The organism is Flavobacterium enshiense (assembly GCF_022836875.1).
Lineage (GTDB): Bacteria > Bacteroidota > Bacteroidia > Flavobacteriales > Flavobacteriaceae > Flavobacterium > Flavobacterium enshiense_A.
This window is the reverse complement of sequence record NZ_CP090376.1, coordinates 2,326,733-2,345,507: the sequence shown is the minus strand read 5'-3', so window position 1 is coordinate 2,345,507 and position 18,775 is coordinate 2,326,733. Positions and strand designations below refer to the sequence as shown.

The following is an 18,775-nucleotide window of genomic DNA, read 5'->3' as shown; positions in this document are numbered from 1 at the left end:
AATTCCGAGTGCCATAATTGAAGGTTTTGTAAGACTGTGTTTCATGATATTATTTCTATTTTATTTGAACAGGAAATTTATATCATATGGCAAATCTGTGAATTATTTTGACTTCATAGCAAAACAATGGTTTAAATATGGAAGTCTTATCATGTTGCTTGTTTTTGGATTAGTGCAATTGGGAATATATAATCTGCTGAATGTAATAATCTTATTGATGGTAGTAATTTTTGTGGATTATTTTGGAATCAGACAAATTCCTCATTCCATAGGTATAATTTCTCAAAAAATAAAACGAAATATTTTCGAGCTTATTGAGAATATCGAACTTAAAAAGCCGATTGGCTTCTTTGTTTTAACACGTTCTGATCCAGAAGAACGCAAAAGTAGGCTTTGGTATCTTTTTTTGCTTTCAACAATTGGCATAGTAGCTTTTTACAGCAGATATATCTTTTATCAATTTGATATGTTTTCCCTGTCCGGTTCCTGGATTTCCGATCTGGAAAGCATCATCGATTTTGATTCTCAGAGATGGTTCACCAATGGAATTCAAACCATTGGTGAACTTGCCATGATTAATTTCTACGGAAAATTCACAAGCGTCAGCCCGGAAGTAGCGCTGCAGTCAATGGGAATTTTAGAGACAGTATTAATTAGTGTCCTTCTCTTTTGGGTAATTAATAAAATCACCTATTCTAAAATAATTGCCCCAATGATCGTAGCTCTTTGTTACAGCGTAAGCTATACCATCATGCCATTAAACATTACTTATATATTGCAGCACCAAGCCTTGTTTTTAGCAATCAGTTTTGCGCTTCCAGCAATGGTTATTTACCTTAAACCAGGATTTATGCACAGTAATAATGTTAATTGTTTTATCAATTATATTCTGGCTTTTACAGCAATTGGTTTAATTGACATTTTCACTTTAGTTATCCTTGTTTTTCCATTTTTAATTATCGGACTATTAACTTCTTCGATTAAGTATAAAGTTTCAAACCTGATAGCTATTGGGGCATACTTCATTTCACTGATGGTACTTTTTATCATATATGGAACAGCCTGTTATCATTTTAGTGACAATCTTGTCCTATTTGTGCATTCCAGTCTAATGTCGGTTAGTACCTACACTTATTTTTCGCATCTGGTTGTTTCCTATGAACAATTAATAGTTTACTATCAATATTTAAGTTATTTCTGCATGGTTTGCTGTCTGTTGTTGATTTTTCTAAAAAATGAAAAATGGAATGCAGCTATGTGTTTTCTGGTTTATTTTAATTTTTTGGTAGCCTTGTCTGAAATTGATAACAATTGGATTGATACAGACTTGGTGAAATTATCACTAGGAGTATTTATCCCTATTTTATTTGGGATCGCAATAGCCTTAATTATCCGATTTTCATATTTCATCTATACTAAAGCAGAAGTCATTAAACCTGTTTTTGCCTTGTTTATAATTGGAGGCGTACTGTATTCAGCAGTTCATTATCAGACTAAAGAATATAAAAAACTGCATAAAACAGATGATATTCCCAGAGATATTATTAATGTGTATGAAAAAATAACATCAAGTTTTTATCCCTATTCTTATGCCGTCGTAAATGATTATACAACTGAGTCAATAAGTATAAACAAGCATTTTTTTATTCATTATACTGAATTTACGAAAGATTACCTGAAAAGGGATTCCATCTATTTTAAAAATAAAAAAAATAAAAAATTTCTAAAAAAAAATCCAGAGTATGTACTTCCAAAGAGTGTTTTGGTTTTCGTCTATAAAAAAAGTGATCGTAAAACAAACCGCATTATCGTTAACAGTGAAATCACGCCTGTACTGATATCGAAACTGGAAAAACTAAAAAAAAGAGGGCGAAAAATATCAGTGTTTTATGAAAGCCATCTGATCAAAATTTTTGAGATTGAGAACGATCCCGGTCAGAGTAAAACGGATGATTTAATTTTCTAGATTATGAAGTGTGGCAAGCTAAATATATCATTGAGATGCTGTGTCTTTTTTTCATTGCTTTTGGCTGTAATTACTGCTGGTTGTGCACATATTGAGGAGCTGACCGGTTTTGATGCTAATAAAAGGAATGGGGAATTGACGCTGCGACGATATACAGGAATACCTTTAAATCTTCCTCCTTTAGTTATGTTTATTACCGACAAAAGTGAAGTTGAAAGTTTGTTGCTTAACAGAAATATGAGAAAAGTCTGCGATTACATGAAAATGCCTTTTCGAAGTGTCACTCTTGAAGATTGGAATAAAGATCATAAAATAGACAGCAGCGTTAAAGTTTTAAGCGTTTTTAATACTAAAAAATTAAATAATCAAAGTATTGACATCCTTACGGATTTTGTTGCCAGGGGAGGTACATTATTCCTTCCTTTCGGGAGTGAAGACAAACGCTTTTCCTTTTTGATTGGAATGAAACCTGATAATCAGTTCGATACGGATGCCGTCGCAGCAGGCTTTTTATTTAAAACAAATATTTTTCCCGGATTTAAAGATCAAACTTATTTAGAAAACGCAAAACTTTTCGGTTTAAAAAGTTCGGTTTTTTCTGATAAAATTAAAGTTGAAGCTACAGCAGCTAATGATGAAAATTATCCGCTAATAACTGAAAATTCAATAGGTAAAGGAAAAGTTATTTACTATAATGCATCCTATTACTTTATTAAGGAGGACCGTGGTTTGATAACTTCCGGAATTCTGAAAGGACTCGAAGGTATTCCATATCCGGTAATTAATACAGGTGTCATCTTTTTAGATGATTTCCCTGCTCCACTATATGACATCAAAAGCGAACCAGTTGCATCAGAATTGAATCTAACCATAAGGGATTATGTACATAATGTCTGGTGGCCTGATTTAGAAAAATTAGCAAAAAAACATGATATCAAATATTCCGCAATGACCACGTTTGATTATAATGAAAATATCAAACCTCCATTTTTATTCAGGGAATGGGACTCAAAAAAAATTAAGATAGACGGAAAAGAAACCGGTTTGAGTTCCTGGCTGATGAATGATGTGGCAAAAAAAGGTCATGAATTGGCTTTTCATGGCTATAATCATGTTTCGTTACTTGTATCTGACTGGAAAAATCCGGATTTTATGGTGACTTCTCTTAAGGCCGCTGAAAAGAAATGGGAGGTAAATGATTTTGGCCCTTTGCCTGTAACTTATGTCCCGCCTTCAAATCATATAGATAGGGTAGGGCTGAAACAACTCAAAAAAGGCATGCCCTCCCTGAAATTCATGTGTAGCCTTGCTTTTGGGGATAAAAAAGAAGGTGGGGACAGGGAATTTGATTTTGATCCATATGAACCTGAATTATTTGATTTTCCAAGGATTTCCTTCGGATTTTATATTGATCAGGATTTAAAATTCACTATCTATTCTTTATATATGTATACCGGAATTTGGACGCATTTTCTTCATCCGGACGATATCTACCAGATTCCTGGAACCACTTTAGGTAAAGGAGACTTTGACTCGCGGAATCGTGATAAATTAGGTTGGTACAAAACCCCAAACAGCGACAGAGCAATGTACCCTGAATTTGATAAACTTTTAAAAACAATACGTACTGATTTTCCAAATATCCGTTTCAAAGATGCAAGGGAAAGCGGCTTGATGACAAATGACTGGAGAGCTTCCTATTTCAATCATAAATCTGTTAACGGAATGTATACCGTTGAAAAAATCAAACCTGAAGATTCTGATTTTTCCGAACAGGATTGGTTTGTTTACGGCAGTATGGATAAAACTTCGAGAATTGAAGAACAACTGAAAAGAGAAGGGGCCACTTTCAAAAAAGTACCTTATCTGGACGGCTATTTGTATTCAGTACGAACCAATAAATCAAGAATTACACTCCCTGATTTTAAAAACGATTTACAAGCAAGCAATTTGGATTTGGTTGCAGCTAATGTTAAAAACGAATACAAAAAGTTCAATGACGAAGTAGCAAGACTGCTGAGGGAAGCTGACTGGGATGATGATGATGCGGATAGAAAATTAGCTTTAGAAATTGAAGTTTTGAGACAAAGAATGCTTACCGAACCAAAAATCAATCCGGAAGTATGGAATAAATATGCCGAATATCTCTCGTGGGATGACAGGACTGAAGAGGTTTGGAAAATGCTTGAAGAGCATTGTATTAAATATCCATTGCCTGAAAACATAATGTATTCACAGGCATTAAGTAAGTTGGTATATTATCCTAATGATGCTGTTCAGGAGAAATGGATGAGCGCCCAAATGCTGATAACTCCAACCGATGAAGCATTACTTAATAATTACATTACATTTTTTAATTCGCCAGAAAATCTGGAAAAAATAAAGACAGCGCTTATTAACTTACTAAAAGTGGATTCCTCTCGCGAAAACTATCTTAGGTATATTGATTATCTGGTAAATTATGAACCTGAAAACGCTATTCCGGAACTTAATAAAATAATTCCATCTGAAGAATATAAAGATTTAGCAACAATGATTAGCTGGATTTATGCAGACAACAATGAATTTCAAAAAGCCTATGATTGGTCGGAATTTAGTAATGAAATCGATTTTTACAACAAAATGCAATGGCTGATTGAATTGAAAGATTATCAAAAATTAATCAATGAATATAATACCTATATGGGTAAAAACCCTGATGATTACAGAGTTAAAGCACAGATGAGCAATGCTTATCACGACATGGGAAAATTCAAAGAATCATGGATTTTGGCCAGTGAGCTTCCTGAGGAATCTGCGGATAAAGAAACCATTAAAAAAATGCTGAACACCGATGTGATTTATGAAAAAAGCGATCTCCAAAATTATCTTGTGGAAAACTACAGAGGTTTATTTTACGAAGATGTACTCCAAAAAGTGATTAAAACAAATCGCCGGGAATACGGAAATTTCATTAATTATGATACCGAAATGCAAACGAATAAGGATAAACTTTCTGCTTTTGAAAACGTATTATCTTATAATGTTTACGATAAAAAGAAGAATTTGCATGGCTTTGGATTTACCTACAGTTCAATGTACCGTGTTGAATATGAGGTTCCTGATTATGACGATAATAAAACACACGATGTATTCGGAATTCAATATCAGTTTAATAATCCTAAGTCATATGATAAACTGCAGTATTGGTCAAATATACGTTATGAATACAGCCTTCTTGAAAAATCATTTTTTCAATTTGGTGCGGGTGTAAATTATTCAAAAAACAAGAGTTATTCTTCAGCCGAACTTAATATTGCTCCCGCTGAAAACGGACCGTCATACAGTAAGAGCATTTACCGTTTTCAGTTGAATCTTTATGAGAATTATCATTTTTTCAAATATTTCAACACAAGTTTATCTCTTGAGGGGAATTACTATAATAAGAGTGAAAAACTTAATGAAGATTTCTATGTTGATGAATCCTATGAAGGAAGCGTAACCGCAAAAGTAATATTTGACCGTTGGATGCAAAAAAAATACAGATTCGAGCCTTTTGTCGAATCCACCAGAACACAAGCTTCTTTAGGAGAATCGACAATTCCGTTATCAACCGGATATCCTTATTGGATGATAGATGACCGCTTTTTCATTGGTGGCGGACTGGGATATTCTATCGGAAATTCGGAAGATGATTTTAATATGAAAGTAGAAGGAGGATGGTTTTATGATGATTACGCTGATGAATTCACCCGTTTTATCGGTAATCTTAACTATCAGATTTTTGATTATACAGCCATTACAGCAATATTCGAATTTTATCTTCAGGACAAATTTTATTCAAATGCATTGCAGTTGGGTGTGAAGTATAATTTGAAACAAAAGAAAAAAAAATAGGGACCGTTTTTCAACAATCCCCATTTCTCAATCAACTAATAAAAAAATATGAAAGGTTTAGTGTTTTACTACCACACGTCTGGTATCATTTTTTTGACTATTATTTGAAATTTTGATGTAGTACACACCGTCACTCAAACTTTCAGTATCAACGGTTAATTTATTTGCTGCCACTGTAGTGTTTACATTTACTTTTTGTCCTAATGAATTGTACATTCCAATTGCATACTGATCTACACTTTCCAATTCAACAAATATTTCGTTGTTTGCAGGAATTGGGTAAACTAATGCGTTAACTGTTGTAGCAGTATCGCCAGTTCCAAGGGTCTGTCCAACATTCACGGTAGCATTAAGATTGTTATATCCTGTAGATGCTTCCCATGTATTAGTGTTTGCCATTCTGATTGCATATTCAGGACGAGCGCTTAAACCTGATGCCGCATCCGGAAGATGTAAATACAATTTATATGAACCTTGAACAATATTTGTTGGCAATGTAATTGTTTCATTTATAGCTGTTTCAGCCTGACTAGTCCATAATCTTGGATCTGTAGCCAACGCCTTTGTGAAAACATCACCAGTCACTGTATTTTTGAAAACGATATATGCTGTTCTTTGGTTGTAAGGGGTTGCGAAACCTGAGTTTTTAACTTTGAAATTCACTACCATTGATCCGCCAACATTAGCTGCTTGAGGGAATGAACCATTAACCAATTCAAAACGGTAACCTAATTTTTTCTTAATATCATCTAAACATCCTTCAGATGAAAAACCACTAATTACTGAGGAATGAAACTCTACATTCAGATAAGACCAATGGAATTTCTGCATTTCCTCCAAAGCAGTAACACAACCCGAACGAGGTAAGTTCACTCTACAAGTTTCTCCACCCATAGGTAAAAATTTAGTTTCTTGCTCTAAATACGGGTACTCTGTCGAAATATTCGTATAGGTTCCGACATCAGTCGAACTGGAAAGGAAACAGTCATTGTGGTGTCCTAGTCTGGAAACAGCCGAACTGTTGAAAGCTTGGTTTTGTGTCAGTGCTGAACTGGTTGAATATAATTTTTGTTTTAATTGAGGTGTTCTCATCTGTACCATTCTTGAAGAAGGAAGTGCATTTAAGAGAGCGTCAACGACCTCTTTTCTGTTAGCATAATCTGTAGAGGTCAACGGCGACGACATCCCAAAATGATCGGTGTAGTACCATTCTCCCCAAGTCCCGATAAATCCAGCCTGCACAACAGCGATTACATCAGCGTTATTTTGTAAAAGAGGTTTAACCTGCTGTATATGAGCTAAAATCTGTGCTTTAGAAGCATCTCTTTGTCCTGGCGCATCGTCGTTAGAATATGCAAAACGAATGATACATTTAAGACCTGCATTTCTGAGGGTATTAAAATCAGTCTGCATTTTATTCAGATAATCCTGTGATATAGGGCCATTTCTAAAATTCTCCAAATAGAATAGTCTAAGTATCAGAGTAATACCTTCATTATTTCTGAAGCTTGTCAATGTAGACTGACTTAAACTTGAATATCCGGTAGAGTGAGCTCCTGCGTGGTGATATAAACCACGTTCAGGGTTAGGGAAATTTTCGGTTGAAGTGGTGTAGGTTACGTTTGTAGTAGTTTGGGCAAAACTTAAAACTGATAAAAGTAATGTTAAGGTTAAAATTGTCTTCTTCATAAATCTTTCTTTAGTTGTTTTGTTAATTACTTTGAGTGACATTTAAATTGTAACTCGTTGCAAATCTATCAGTTAGCATTCAAATAAAAAAATTATTTTATCGTTAAAATGCACTTTTTATCGTCAAAATGCACAATTTAACTTTATTAGTAAGACTAACTCCACAGAATTGGGATTTTTGCATCGGAAAATACTGAACAACAACAATTTTAAATTTTAAAAATACAATCATAACTAATTAATTTTGAATTTTTTAAGTAGGAATAGTAATAAGATTAGAAAGGTGATTATATCAAATATCTACAAAGTGATTTTTTTATCGATGAAATGCATATTTTTTTGGTTCTTCTCATTGTTTTTGAAATCACACTATTGAACTATAATATACATTATGTAAAATAGAAAATTATTAAACCAATATATCAGCAATTATCAAATCTTTCTAACTTTGCCTTTATAACAACTTCCCCCATCATATGTTATACATACTCTTAAGTGTTTGTTGCAGTATTTCGGTTGCTATACTCTTGAAAACAGCGAGGCGTTTCGAAATAAATATTCAACAAAGTATCAATTGGAATTATTTAGCAGCATTAGTGCTTTGCTATCTGACATTTTCTCCAGATGTCAAAATTTTGAAGAATTCAGTACCATGGAAATTTTATTTTCCTTTATCCATATTATTACCGGTAATATTTCTTTTTCTGGCGGCATCTGTCAAAAATATCGGAATTGTAAAAACAGAAATCGCTCAGCGTTTATCCTTATTTATTCCAATATTGGCATCGTTTTTCATTTTTAATGAAAATATCAGCGTATTTAAGTTCATCGGACTTGCCATCGGTTTTATGGCAATATTTTTAACGCTGAACCGGAAATCAGAATCTGCAAACGAAAATAACAGCTGGATTTATCCCTTATTTGTTTTATTCGGATTTGGGATAATTGATGTCCTTTTCAAACAAATTGCACTTTATAATGAAATACCGTTTACCACGTCGTTATTTTTTATCTTTTGCGGAGCATTTTGTATCGCCTCTTTAATCACTCTTTATTATCTGATCTTCTGTAAACGAAATTTAACCTTGCAGAGTTTTTTATTTGGAATAATATTGGGCATCTTTAATTTTGGTAATATCCTTTTTTATTTGAGAGCTCATAAAGTGCTGTCAGACAATCCTTCAACTGTTTTTGCAGCAATGAATTTTGGTGTAATCATTATCGGAACTTTAATTGGTGTCACTGTCTTTAACGAAAAAATTACCAGGATAAATTACTTAGGAATTGCCTGTGCAGTAATGGCTGTTATCATAATAACCATTTCACAATTATATGCTTATTAAAGTTTAACCTTCCCTCCTTTTGAAGTCTACTATTTTTTAGTATATTTAGAGAATTATTATCCGTTATACTATGACTAATTTCTTACATGTTATTTAGTTAGAAATGAGTCATTAAATATTATAATTTGATATGAGAAACCCAATTGCAGAACGAATTGCCGACTTTTTAAAACATTATCCGCCGTTTACAAGCCTGACGTATCATGAACTTGTAGCAATTTCCGAACAGGTAAAAGTGCTTTATCTGGAAAAAAATCAGATTTTGTTTAAAATCGGAGATCTCACTCACGACTGCTTTTATGTAGTAGCTTCGGGAGCAATTGGCCTTTCTGTAATTTCTGATGCCGAAGAAACCCTGATTGACAAATGTGATGAAGGTGACATATTGGGGTTGCGTCCCTTTTTTGCTAAGAATAATTACCTGATGACCGCAAAATCAAGGGAAGATTCTATTATTTATGCAATTCCGATTGAAGTTTTCAAACCTTATGTAACCGGAAACAGTAGTGTATTAAGCTTTCTTTTGGAGAGTTTTGCATCCAACACCCGAAATCCGTATGACAAAGATCATAGAGGGAAATTGATTTCTGAAAATGTGATTTTTAATGAACAAACTGCCACAGACATTCAATATTTCCAGCCCATTAAGTATACGAAAAAACCAATCACTGCAAGCCCTAATGATATAGTAAAACATGTCGCCCAAACTATGGCCAGCAGGCAAATCGGGAGCGTAATCATTCAGGAAAACCAAATGCCCATCGGGATTGTAACCGATAATGATTTAAGTTCAAAAATAGCTACAGGTCTTTTTCCTATTAATGTGACCGTGGATAAAATAATGACAGTACCGGTTGTAACTGTTCCTGAAGATATTTCTATCGCCGAAGCACAAATGATGATGCTTAAACATAATGTTCCCTATTTGTGCGTTACCCGCGACGGAACTGAAAAAAGTACAATTTCAGGAATTATTTCAGAACATCATGTTGTAGCTGCTCAGGCAAACAATCCGGGAGTGCTTTTAAAACAGATAAAACGTGCTGAACGATCCAAAGACCTGAAGATTGTACGCGATAAGCTTACCGACCTTATCCAGAATTCTATTGATAGGAACATCCCGATTTCTCATATTACCAATGTGGCATCCGAGATTACCATTGCGATAACCAAAAGAGCCATTAGTCTGGCTATTGAAAAAGAAGGTACTCCTCCTCCTGTTCGTTTTGCATGGTTTAATTTAGGCAGTCAGGGAAGAAAGGAGCAGCTTCTATTAACCGATGTAAATAATTCATTGATTTTTGAAGATGTACCTGCCGATCAATACGACCAGGTAAAAAAATACTTTTTGAGATTAGCAGAACGTGTTTTGGAAACATTCGAAAAAATAGGTTACGAAAAAAGCGAACAAGGTTTGAACGCCAACAATGAATTGTGGTGTAAGTCCTTGACAGACTGGATAAAACAATACAATACTTGGATAAATACTCCAGGTGAAAAAGGAATTCACAGGAGTTCCATTTTCTTTGATTATAGCTTTATATACGGCGATCCGTTTTTAGAAAAAGCATTAACTGAGGATATTTTTGCCAAAGCAGCAAACAATCAATTGTTTTATGCATTTTTAGCTACCGATGCAATCAAAAAGCCTGCTCCGCTTGGATTTTTCCGTCAGTTTTTGGTGGAACAGGACGAAGAACATAAAGATACTTTTGATATTAAGAACAGAGCGATCACTCCTTTAGTAGATGCTGCCCGCGTTCTAGCCATCAGTAAAGGTATTAAAGGAATCACCAATACATATCAACGCTTTAAAAAGTTAGCCGATTTAGAACCTCAAAATGCAGATTTGTATCTTGAATGTGCCGAAGCATTTCACATATTACATTGGTTCAGAACGGAAGACGGACTTAAAACGGATTCCAACGGAAGTTATCTTAACATAGAAGAACTGACCAAAGTTGACAAAGTAAAACTAAAAAACTGTTTTCAGCCTATCAACGATATTCAGGATTTAATTAAAAACCGTTTTCAATTAACTTATTTTACATAAAACTATGCTGGATTGGTTAAAAGGCAAAGGAGATCCAACATTTTGGAAAGCGTATTTGGATAATTTCGAAAAAGAAATTACCAATACTCCAACGCGTTATGTAATTTTCGATTGTGAACGAACGGGTCTGGACTGGAAAAAGGACACTATTTTATCTATCGGTTGTATCGGAATTACAAATGATCAGATAGAAATCAAGGACTTCTTTGAAATTTTTATCGAAAATAAAAATGATAAACGCCAAAATGAAGCCGTAGAAAAACTCTTTAAGTCGCATTCGAATGAAGCAGTTTCCGAATTAGAAGCGATGATCCAATTTTTAGGTCATATAAAAAACGCAACTCTTGTAGGCCATAGTACCAATTTGGATATTGAGATGATCAATCAGGCTTTAAAACGGATGAATCTCGGAAAATTAAAAAATAACATATTGGATATCAACGTAATGTACCAGCGTTTCAAAAACCTTCCGGAAGATGAGCATCATACATTAGAAGAATTATGTGATTTGTTTAAAATAAGAAAAAGCCACAGACATACTGCTTCAAACGATGCTTACATCACGGCGTTGCTTTTTTTGAAACTGAAAAAGAAACTGAAAATGAAGTAATAAAAAAAGCCCTGAAATTCAGGGCTTTTTATCTTTTTAAATTTTGTTATCTTTAATTTCATCCACAATTTCAGGATTCAGTAATGTCGACGTATCTCCAAAATTACTAAAATCACCTTCGGCAATCTTACGCAAAATTCGTCTCATGATTTTTCCCGAACGGGTTTTTGGCAAACCACTTACAAACTGAATCTTATCCAATTTCGCAATAGGCCCTATATGACTTGAAATATGTTCGTTAATTTCTTTAGTTAAATTATCTCGATCACGGTATTCCCCAGTTTCTTTCAAAATAATAAATCCGTAAAGTGCATTACCTTTAATATCATGAGGAAAACCAACGATAGCAGATTCAGCAACTGCAGGATGTTCATCAATCGCATCTTCAATGGGGGCAGTCCCTAAATTATGTCCTGAAACAATAACCACATCATCTATCCTACCCGTAATCCTGTAATACCCAACTTCATCACGAAGTGCGCCATCACCAGTAAAGTATTTTCCTGGGAAAGCGGTAAAATAGGTTTCTATATAACGCTTATGATCACCCCAAATAGTTCTTGCCATTGACGGCCAAGGGAATTTAATACATAAACTTCCCACTACCTGATTACCTTCAATTTCATTGCGCAATTCATCCATTAAAACTGGTTGAATTCCAGGTAACGGCAATGTAGCATAAGTTGGTTTTGTCGGCGTAACAAACGGAACCGGAGAAATCATAATACTTCCCGTTTCGGTTTGCCACCAAGTATCTACAATCGGACATCTTTTTTTGCCAACTTGGTCATTATACCAATGCCAAGCCTCTTCATTGATCGGCTCACCTACCGAACCTATAACCTTTAATGAGGATAAGTCAAATTTTGTAACCCAATCAGTACTTTCTTTTGCCAAAGAACGAATTGCTGTTGGTGCAGTATAAAACTGAGTAACTTTGTGTTTGTCAATTACTTCCCAAAAACGTCCGAAATCAGGATAAGTGGGAACACCTTCAAACAGAACTGTGGTCGCACCATTCAGCAACGGACCATATAAAATATATGAATGTCCGGTAATCCATCCGATATCGGCTGTACACCAGAAAATGTCATTTTCCTCGTGGTTAAATATATTTTTAAAAGTATAAGCCGTTTGCACCATGTATCCTGCAGTGGTATGTAGCATTCCCTTTGGTTTCCCTGTTGATCCCGATGTATAAAGAATAAACAAAGGATCTTCTGCATCCATAATCTCTGCAACATTATTTGGCACGGCAATATCTAAAAGAGGTTGCAACCACTGGTCTCTTCCCTCTTTCATGGTAACGGTTGTATTTGTTCTTTTGACTACGAGCACTTTTTCCACGGATGGACATTTTTCAAGTGCTTCATCGATAATTCCTTTTAAATCAACAATTTTATTTCCACGGAAACCACCATCTGAAGTAATTACCATTTTACATTCGCAGTCATTAATTCTCGAAGTAACCGCAGAAGCAGAAAATCCGGCGAAAATCACAGAATGGATTGCTCCGATTCGCGCGCATGCCAATACAGCAACTGCCAATTCCGGTATCATCGGTAAATAAACACAAACCCTATCCCCTTTTTTGATACCCTGCTCACGAAGAACATTTGCCATTCTCGCTACACGATCATATAATTCGTTATAGGAAATATAAAGTGCCTTTTCGTTAGGATCATTTGGTTCAAAAATTATCGCTGTTTTTTCTCCACGTTTCGCTAAATGTCGGTCGATGCAATTTTTAGTGATATTTACTTTCGCATTTACAAACCATTTCACATCGGCTTCCCCCATATTGAAATCCACCACTTTGTCCCAGGCCTGATACCAAACAAAGTTTTCTTCTGCTATTTTACCCCAAAATTTACGAGGCTCACGAATGGATTTATTATAATGTTTGAAGTATTGCTCAAGGTTGTTTATCTTGTAGTAGCTCATAAAAATTACATTTTGTTTTTGTCGTATTCACCGTTTAATGCAAAGTAACCGAAAATTGCCAAACCTGAAACTATTAATGGTGTTAATATAAATAAAATAATTATCCCGAAAACCAAATCATCCTGCTTGCCCGAATTAAATTTAGGCAATCCAAAATTCATTATACAGAAGTAAGCCGCTGCTACAGATAGTAATATGCAGATTAAGCCTAGTAAACGTTTTATAAGATTCATGTTTTTGTGTATTAATTCCTTTTTTTGTGATCCAAGTAAATTATTCCGATTACCATACTTAAAGAAGCCACTATTATTGGATACCACAATCCTTCCAGATAAAATTCGGGATCTCCGTTTTCTTTCGCATTGGTTACCAGATAAGTCGAAATAGCCGGCAGTAGTCCGCCAAAAATTCCGTTTCCCACGTGGTAAGGCAATGACATGGAAGTATAACGGATTCTCGTAGGGAACAATTCCACTAAGAAAGCTGCAATCGGACCATAAACCATGGTTACAAAAAGAACCTGTACCCACACCAGAAAAACCAAAAGCCATTTATCATTTGGAGAAACCATAATTATGGTTGATTTAGTTTCGGGGGCAAAGGGCATTTTATTTAAATCTGTTGAAATGATTTTTGTCGCTTTTGAACCGTCGGTGAAACTGTAATGAAAAGTAGCAGTTGAAATATTCTTTTCTCTGTCTAAATCGGTGGAACTTTCAGTTTTTGCGACAGTTTTATTACTTACATCAGCAGTTTCATACATTGTTTTGTATAATGGGCGATATAACAAAACTGCCAGTAACATTCCGGTAATCATGATACTTTTTCTCCCTATTTTATCACTAAGCCAGCCGAAGAACACAAAAAAAGGCGTTCCCATAACTAAAGCAATACCCAATAATGTGTCAACTTGAGAACTCTCCAAATTCATCACGGTTTTCATAAAACTCATGGCATAAAATTGACCGGTATACCAAACAACCCCTTGTCCCATTGTTGCACCAAAAAGTGCCAAAAGCACAAATTTTAGATTGTATTTATGTCCGAAACTTTCTTTTAAGGGGTTCTTACTTGTTTTTCCTTCCGCTTTCGCCTTTTCAAATTCAGGCGATTCGTTCATTCTCTTTCGGATGAGATAAGAAACATAAACCATTATGATAGAAATCCAGAAAGGAACACGCCATCCCCATGTATCAAAAGCTTCTTCTGAGAGCAAGGAACGTGTCGCCAAAATCACCATCAGCGAAACAAAAAGACCGGCGGTGGCAGTAGTTTGTATCCATGAAGTCCAATATCCTCTTTGATGTGCGGGAGCATGTTCAGCAACGTAAGTAGCAGCCCCGCCATACTCTCCCCCAAGCGCCAAACCTTGCAAAAGCCTTAGAACAAGCACCAGCAACGGAGCGACAAAACCAATGGTTTCATAACTGGGAATACAGCCGATTAAAAATGTAGCCCCTCCCATAAGCAACAATGTCGCCATGAAAGTATATTTTCTGCCGATTAAATCTCCTAACCGACCAAAAAACAAAGCTCCAAATGGCCTGACCACAAAACCTGCAGCAAATGTGGCCAACGTCGATAAAAAAGCCGCTGTGGGATTACCTGATGGAAAAAATTTCGTTGAGATAACAACGGCCAGACTTCCGAAAATGTAGAAATCATACCATTCAATCAATGTGCCCATTGATGAAGCCGAAATAACCTTCCAAATTCCTTTAGTATCTGTCTTTACCATACGTAAGATTTGTAACTAAAATACAAAATTTCTTTAATTATTTAATGAAAGCCAATGCATTGTAATTACAAATAATTTATTTTATTTGTACAAACATCGCAAAATGCACTTTGACCCTGAAATAATTGACCAGAAGGCCACCTATAAGCTATTGACCGGAGCCGTGATTCCGAGGCCAATCGGCTGGATTTCAAGTATCAGTGAAGACGGTATTTTGAATTTAGCTCCGTTTTCTTTCTTCAACGCTGTGGGTGAAGATCCACCTCACGTAATATTTTCAACGGTCCGTCCAAACAATTCCAACAAAGATACTTTGGATAATATTTTGGCTACAAAACAATTTGTAGTGAATATGGTTGTGGAAGAAATCGTGGGACAGATGAATATTACCTCACAATCGGTAGCTTCGCATGTTAATGAATTCGAACTTGCCGGTCTTACTCCTGCTCCATCATTAAAAGTAAAAGCACCAAGAGTAAAAGAAAGTCCTATAAACATGGAATGTGAATTGGTGCATCATTACACTTTAGAGGATAACAAACATGGAGGAGCCACAATTATTGTCGGACGTGTTGTAATGTTTCACATAGACGAAAGTGTTTTACTTGACGATTTCAAAATCAATATGGAAACATACAAACCTGTCGCACGTTTGGCGGGTTCTAATTATAGTAAATTAGGAGAGATTTTTTCAATCAAAAGAACGTAAACTGATGACACCAGAAAAATTAGAAATCAACGTTGCCATGCAAATCGGAAAACCGATTAACGAGGTTTTTGAAGCTATCGTAAATCCGGAAAAAATGACGAATTATTTCATCTCCGAAAGTACCGGAATGATGGAAGAAGACAAAAAACTAATCTGGAAATTTCCCGAGTTTGATTTCGAATGTCCGGTTCGTGTCGGTAAAATAGAAAAAAACAAATACGTTTCGTATTATTGGGAAAGCAACGGAGCTGAATTATTGGTTGAAATGACTTTAACGGAAAGAGAAGACAATTCAACACTTGTTTCTATTTCAGAGAAAAGCATGAACAATGATGAAGCCGGCCTGCAATGGTTATCCGGAAATTCCTTCGGATGGTCTAATTTCCTGGCTTGTTTAAAAGCTTATCTGGAATATGGAATCAATCTGAGAAAAGGAGCATTCGATTTCATGAAAAAATAAATTTGGTATTTACACCATTCATTTTAAAGAATATAAAATAAATAAACCGTGGTTTGATCATCTTGCCACGTTAAATTAAAATATGAAAATAACAGTTATTGGTGGTGGTCCGGGCGGACTTTACTTTTCTATCCTTACAAAAAAAGCAATGCCTCATTGCCAAATTGATGTATACGAACGTAATAAAGCAGATGACAGTTTTGGTTTCGGAGTTGTTTTTTCCGATGAAACTTTGGGCGAATTTTTAACCCGCGATACAAAATCCTACGAATTAATCCGAAGCAAATTTGCCTATTGGGATGACATTATCGTGGCAAGAAACGGAGAAACCGTTAACGCTTCAGGAAACGGTTTTTGTGGTTGTTCCCGCAAGACATTACTTCAATTATTACAGCAACGCTGCCGTGAAGAAGGAGTAAATCTTCATTTTGAACAAAACGTGGATGATCTTTCCCAATTTAAGGACAGCGACATAATTTTGGCAGCCGACGGAATCGGTAGTGCTATCCGTACTCAGTATGCAGAAGAATTCGGAACCAAAGTAGAATTACAGAAAAACCGTTTCGTTTGGCTGGGTTCTACAAAACCGTTAGATGCATTTACCTATTTCTTCAGAACAACTCCTTACGGAACCATCGCGGCACACACCTACCAATATGAGGCAGGTATGAGTACGTGGATCTTTGAATGTTCTGATGAAACCTGGAAAAAAGCCGGATTTGAAGTGGAAAATGAAGCCGATACGGTTGCAAAATTGACTGAACTTTTCAAAGAAGAACTTGACGGACACCCGTTAATTACAAATAAATCACACTGGCGTCAATTTCCACATGTAACGAATGAAAAATGGTACCATAATAATATCGTTTTATTAGGAGATTCCAAAGCTACTGCCCACTACTCTATCGGTTCGGGAACGAAATTAGCTATGGAATGTGCCATCGCTCTTTCCGATGCGGTTGTTGCAAATCCAAATGATATTCAAACAGCCTTTTTCCATTACGAAAAAGCAAGAAGAAACCGAGTTGAAATGATTCAATATGCTGCAAAAGTTTCTTTGGATTGGTTTGAGCATATGGACAGACACATGCAACATCCTTTTTATCAGTTTGCTTTCGGTGTGATGACCCGCGCTAAAAAGGTTACTTATGAAAACCTGCAATTAAGAGATGTTTCTTTTACTGAGAAGGTTTTGACCGAATTTAATACGATCAACAACTCTGAAAATAAAAATACTCCGGCAGCCTTTACTCCTTTTACATTGCGTAAAATGATGTTGCAAAACAGAATCGTAATGTCGCCAATGGGACAATATTCTGCCGAAAACGGCTTGGTTAATGACTGGCATTTTTCGCACTACACCACGCGTGCGTTGGGTGGACTCGGATTAATTCTTGCTGAAATGACAGCAGTTTCAGAAACCGGAAGAATTACTTTAGGATGTGCTGGTCTTTACTCTAAAGAACAAGTAGTTAGCTGGAAAAGAATTACCGATTTCATTCATAAAAACACATTAACAAAAATTGGTGTTCAATTAGGACATTCCGGAAGAAAGGGCGGAATGACAAAACCTTGGGAAGGTGGAAAACCTTTAGACCAACAATGGGAATTACTTTCGGCATCAGCGATTCCGTTTAAAGAAGGATTGGCTACTCCGAGAGAAATGACTTTAGCAGATATGGACACTATTGTTTCTGATTTTGTTCAGGCAACTAAAAATGCCGACGAAGCCGGATTTGATATAATTGAGTTACAGGCACATCACGGATTCTTACTAGCTTCGTTCCTTTCTCCGTTGACTAACCTTCGAGCCGATGAGTTTGGTGGTTCGATCGAAAACAGACTAAAGTTCCCGATTCGCGTTTTTACCGAAATGAGAAACGTATTTTCACAGGAAAAACCGATATCGGTGAGAATCTCCGCTACGGATTGGGCAGAAAACGGAATTTCAGAAGAAGACGTAATCTTTATAGCCGAAGCGTTTAAAAAAGCCGGAGCAGATATCATAAGTGTTTCAACAGGGAATACAGTAGCCGAACAAAAGCCGCAAACAGGCAGAATGTGGCAGACACCTTTCTCTGATATGGTGAGAAACAGCGCTCACGTTCCAACGATGACAGCAGGTTACATTCAGGATATCGATCAAATCAATACGATTATATTAAATGGCAGAGCCGATTTGGTTTCTTTGGGACGACCTTTATTATTGGATCCGAATTTCGTCAGAAATGTTCAGGCTTATGAAGGTTTCCAGCCGACCGATATTCCGAAACAATACATGGCCGGAACTTCACATTTGTATCCATTAAGGGCTTCGGAACGAAAAACAACCGAAGGCATGAAAAAAGCTTTGAAGCCAGAAAGCCATAAAATAATTAAGAATTAGA

The 18,775-nt window shown here is 35.8% G+C and carries 12 protein-coding genes; 8 read left to right on the top strand and 4 right to left on the bottom strand.

Features of this window, described 5'->3' with window-relative positions:
• Window positions 1–97: 97 nt before the first annotated feature.
• Both LZF87_RS10490 and LZF87_RS10485 read left to right on the top strand, forming a co-directional pair.
• Window positions 98–1,966, top strand: coding sequence for a hypothetical protein (locus tag LZF87_RS10490; RefSeq protein ID WP_244338938.1), 1,869 nt, complete (start codon window positions 98–100; stop codon window positions 1,964–1,966).
• A gap of 3 nt (window positions 1,967–1,969) precedes the next feature.
• Window positions 1,970–5,842, top strand: coding sequence for a DUF2194 domain-containing protein (locus LZF87_RS10485; protein ID WP_244338937.1), 3,873 nt, complete (start codon window positions 1,970–1,972; stop codon window positions 5,840–5,842).
• Between the two features lie 57 nt (window positions 5,843–5,899).
• Here LZF87_RS10485 and LZF87_RS10480 read toward each other — a convergent pair whose 3' ends face one another.
• Window positions 5,900–7,531 (bottom strand): DUF4832 domain-containing protein, encoded by a 1,632-nt coding sequence (locus LZF87_RS10480; protein ID WP_244338936.1) that lies wholly within the window; start codon window positions 7,529–7,531, stop codon window positions 5,900–5,902.
• A 476-nt stretch (window positions 7,532–8,007) separates the two neighbouring features.
• Here LZF87_RS10480 and LZF87_RS10475 point away from each other — a divergent pair, with 476 nt between their 5' ends.
• The 3 genes from LZF87_RS10475 to LZF87_RS10465 all read left to right on the top strand — a co-directional run bounded on the left by LZF87_RS10475 (window position 8,008) and on the right by LZF87_RS10465 (window position 11,537).
• The gene (locus LZF87_RS10475; protein WP_244338935.1) at window positions 8,008–8,874 is read left to right on the top strand and encodes a DMT family transporter; all 867 of its coding nucleotides are present in this window, start codon (window positions 8,008–8,010) and stop codon (window positions 8,872–8,874) included.
• A gap of 130 nt (window positions 8,875–9,004) precedes the next feature.
• On the top strand, window positions 9,005–10,927 hold the full coding sequence (locus LZF87_RS10470) for a DUF294 nucleotidyltransferase-like domain-containing protein (RefSeq protein ID WP_244338934.1): 1,923 nt from the start codon (window positions 9,005–9,007) through the stop codon (window positions 10,925–10,927).
• 4 nt (window positions 10,928–10,931) lie between these two features.
• Window positions 10,932–11,537, top strand: coding sequence for a 3'-5' exonuclease (locus LZF87_RS10465; RefSeq protein ID WP_244338933.1), 606 nt, complete (start codon window positions 10,932–10,934; stop codon window positions 11,535–11,537).
• Window positions 11,538–11,573: 36 nt separating this feature from the next.
• Here LZF87_RS10465 and acs read toward each other — a convergent pair whose 3' ends face one another.
• From acs to LZF87_RS10450, 3 genes are read right to left on the bottom strand one after another with little or no spacing between them, the layout of a single operon-like run.
• Entirely contained in the window at window positions 11,574–13,481 is a 1,908-nt protein-coding gene (acs, locus tag LZF87_RS10460) for an acetate--CoA ligase (RefSeq protein WP_244338932.1), read from the bottom strand.
• Between the two features lie 5 nt (window positions 13,482–13,486).
• Window positions 13,487–13,714 (bottom strand): DUF6814 family protein, encoded by a 228-nt coding sequence (locus LZF87_RS10455; RefSeq protein ID WP_244338931.1) that lies wholly within the window; start codon window positions 13,712–13,714, stop codon window positions 13,487–13,489.
• Between the two features lie 11 nt (window positions 13,715–13,725).
• Window positions 13,726–15,219, bottom strand: coding sequence for an MFS transporter (locus tag LZF87_RS10450; RefSeq protein ID WP_244338930.1), 1,494 nt, complete (start codon window positions 15,217–15,219; stop codon window positions 13,726–13,728).
• A gap of 103 nt (window positions 15,220–15,322) precedes the next feature.
• Between LZF87_RS10450 and LZF87_RS10445 the strand changes: the two genes are divergently transcribed.
• The 3 genes from LZF87_RS10445 to LZF87_RS10435 all read left to right on the top strand — a co-directional run bounded on the left by LZF87_RS10445 (window position 15,323) and on the right by LZF87_RS10435 (window position 18,774).
• Complete coding sequence (locus LZF87_RS10445) at window positions 15,323–15,928, top strand: flavin reductase family protein (RefSeq protein WP_244338929.1); 606 nt, start codon at window positions 15,323–15,325, stop codon at window positions 15,926–15,928.
• Window positions 15,929–15,932: 4 nt separating this feature from the next.
• The gene (locus tag LZF87_RS10440; RefSeq protein WP_244338928.1) at window positions 15,933–16,388 is read left to right on the top strand and encodes an SRPBCC domain-containing protein; all 456 of its coding nucleotides are present in this window, start codon (window positions 15,933–15,935) and stop codon (window positions 16,386–16,388) included.
• Between the two features lie 82 nt (window positions 16,389–16,470).
• Entirely contained in the window at window positions 16,471–18,774 is a 2,304-nt protein-coding gene (locus LZF87_RS10435; RefSeq protein WP_244338927.1) for a bifunctional salicylyl-CoA 5-hydroxylase/oxidoreductase, read from the top strand.
• The last annotated feature ends 1 nt before the right edge of the window (window position 18,775 follow it).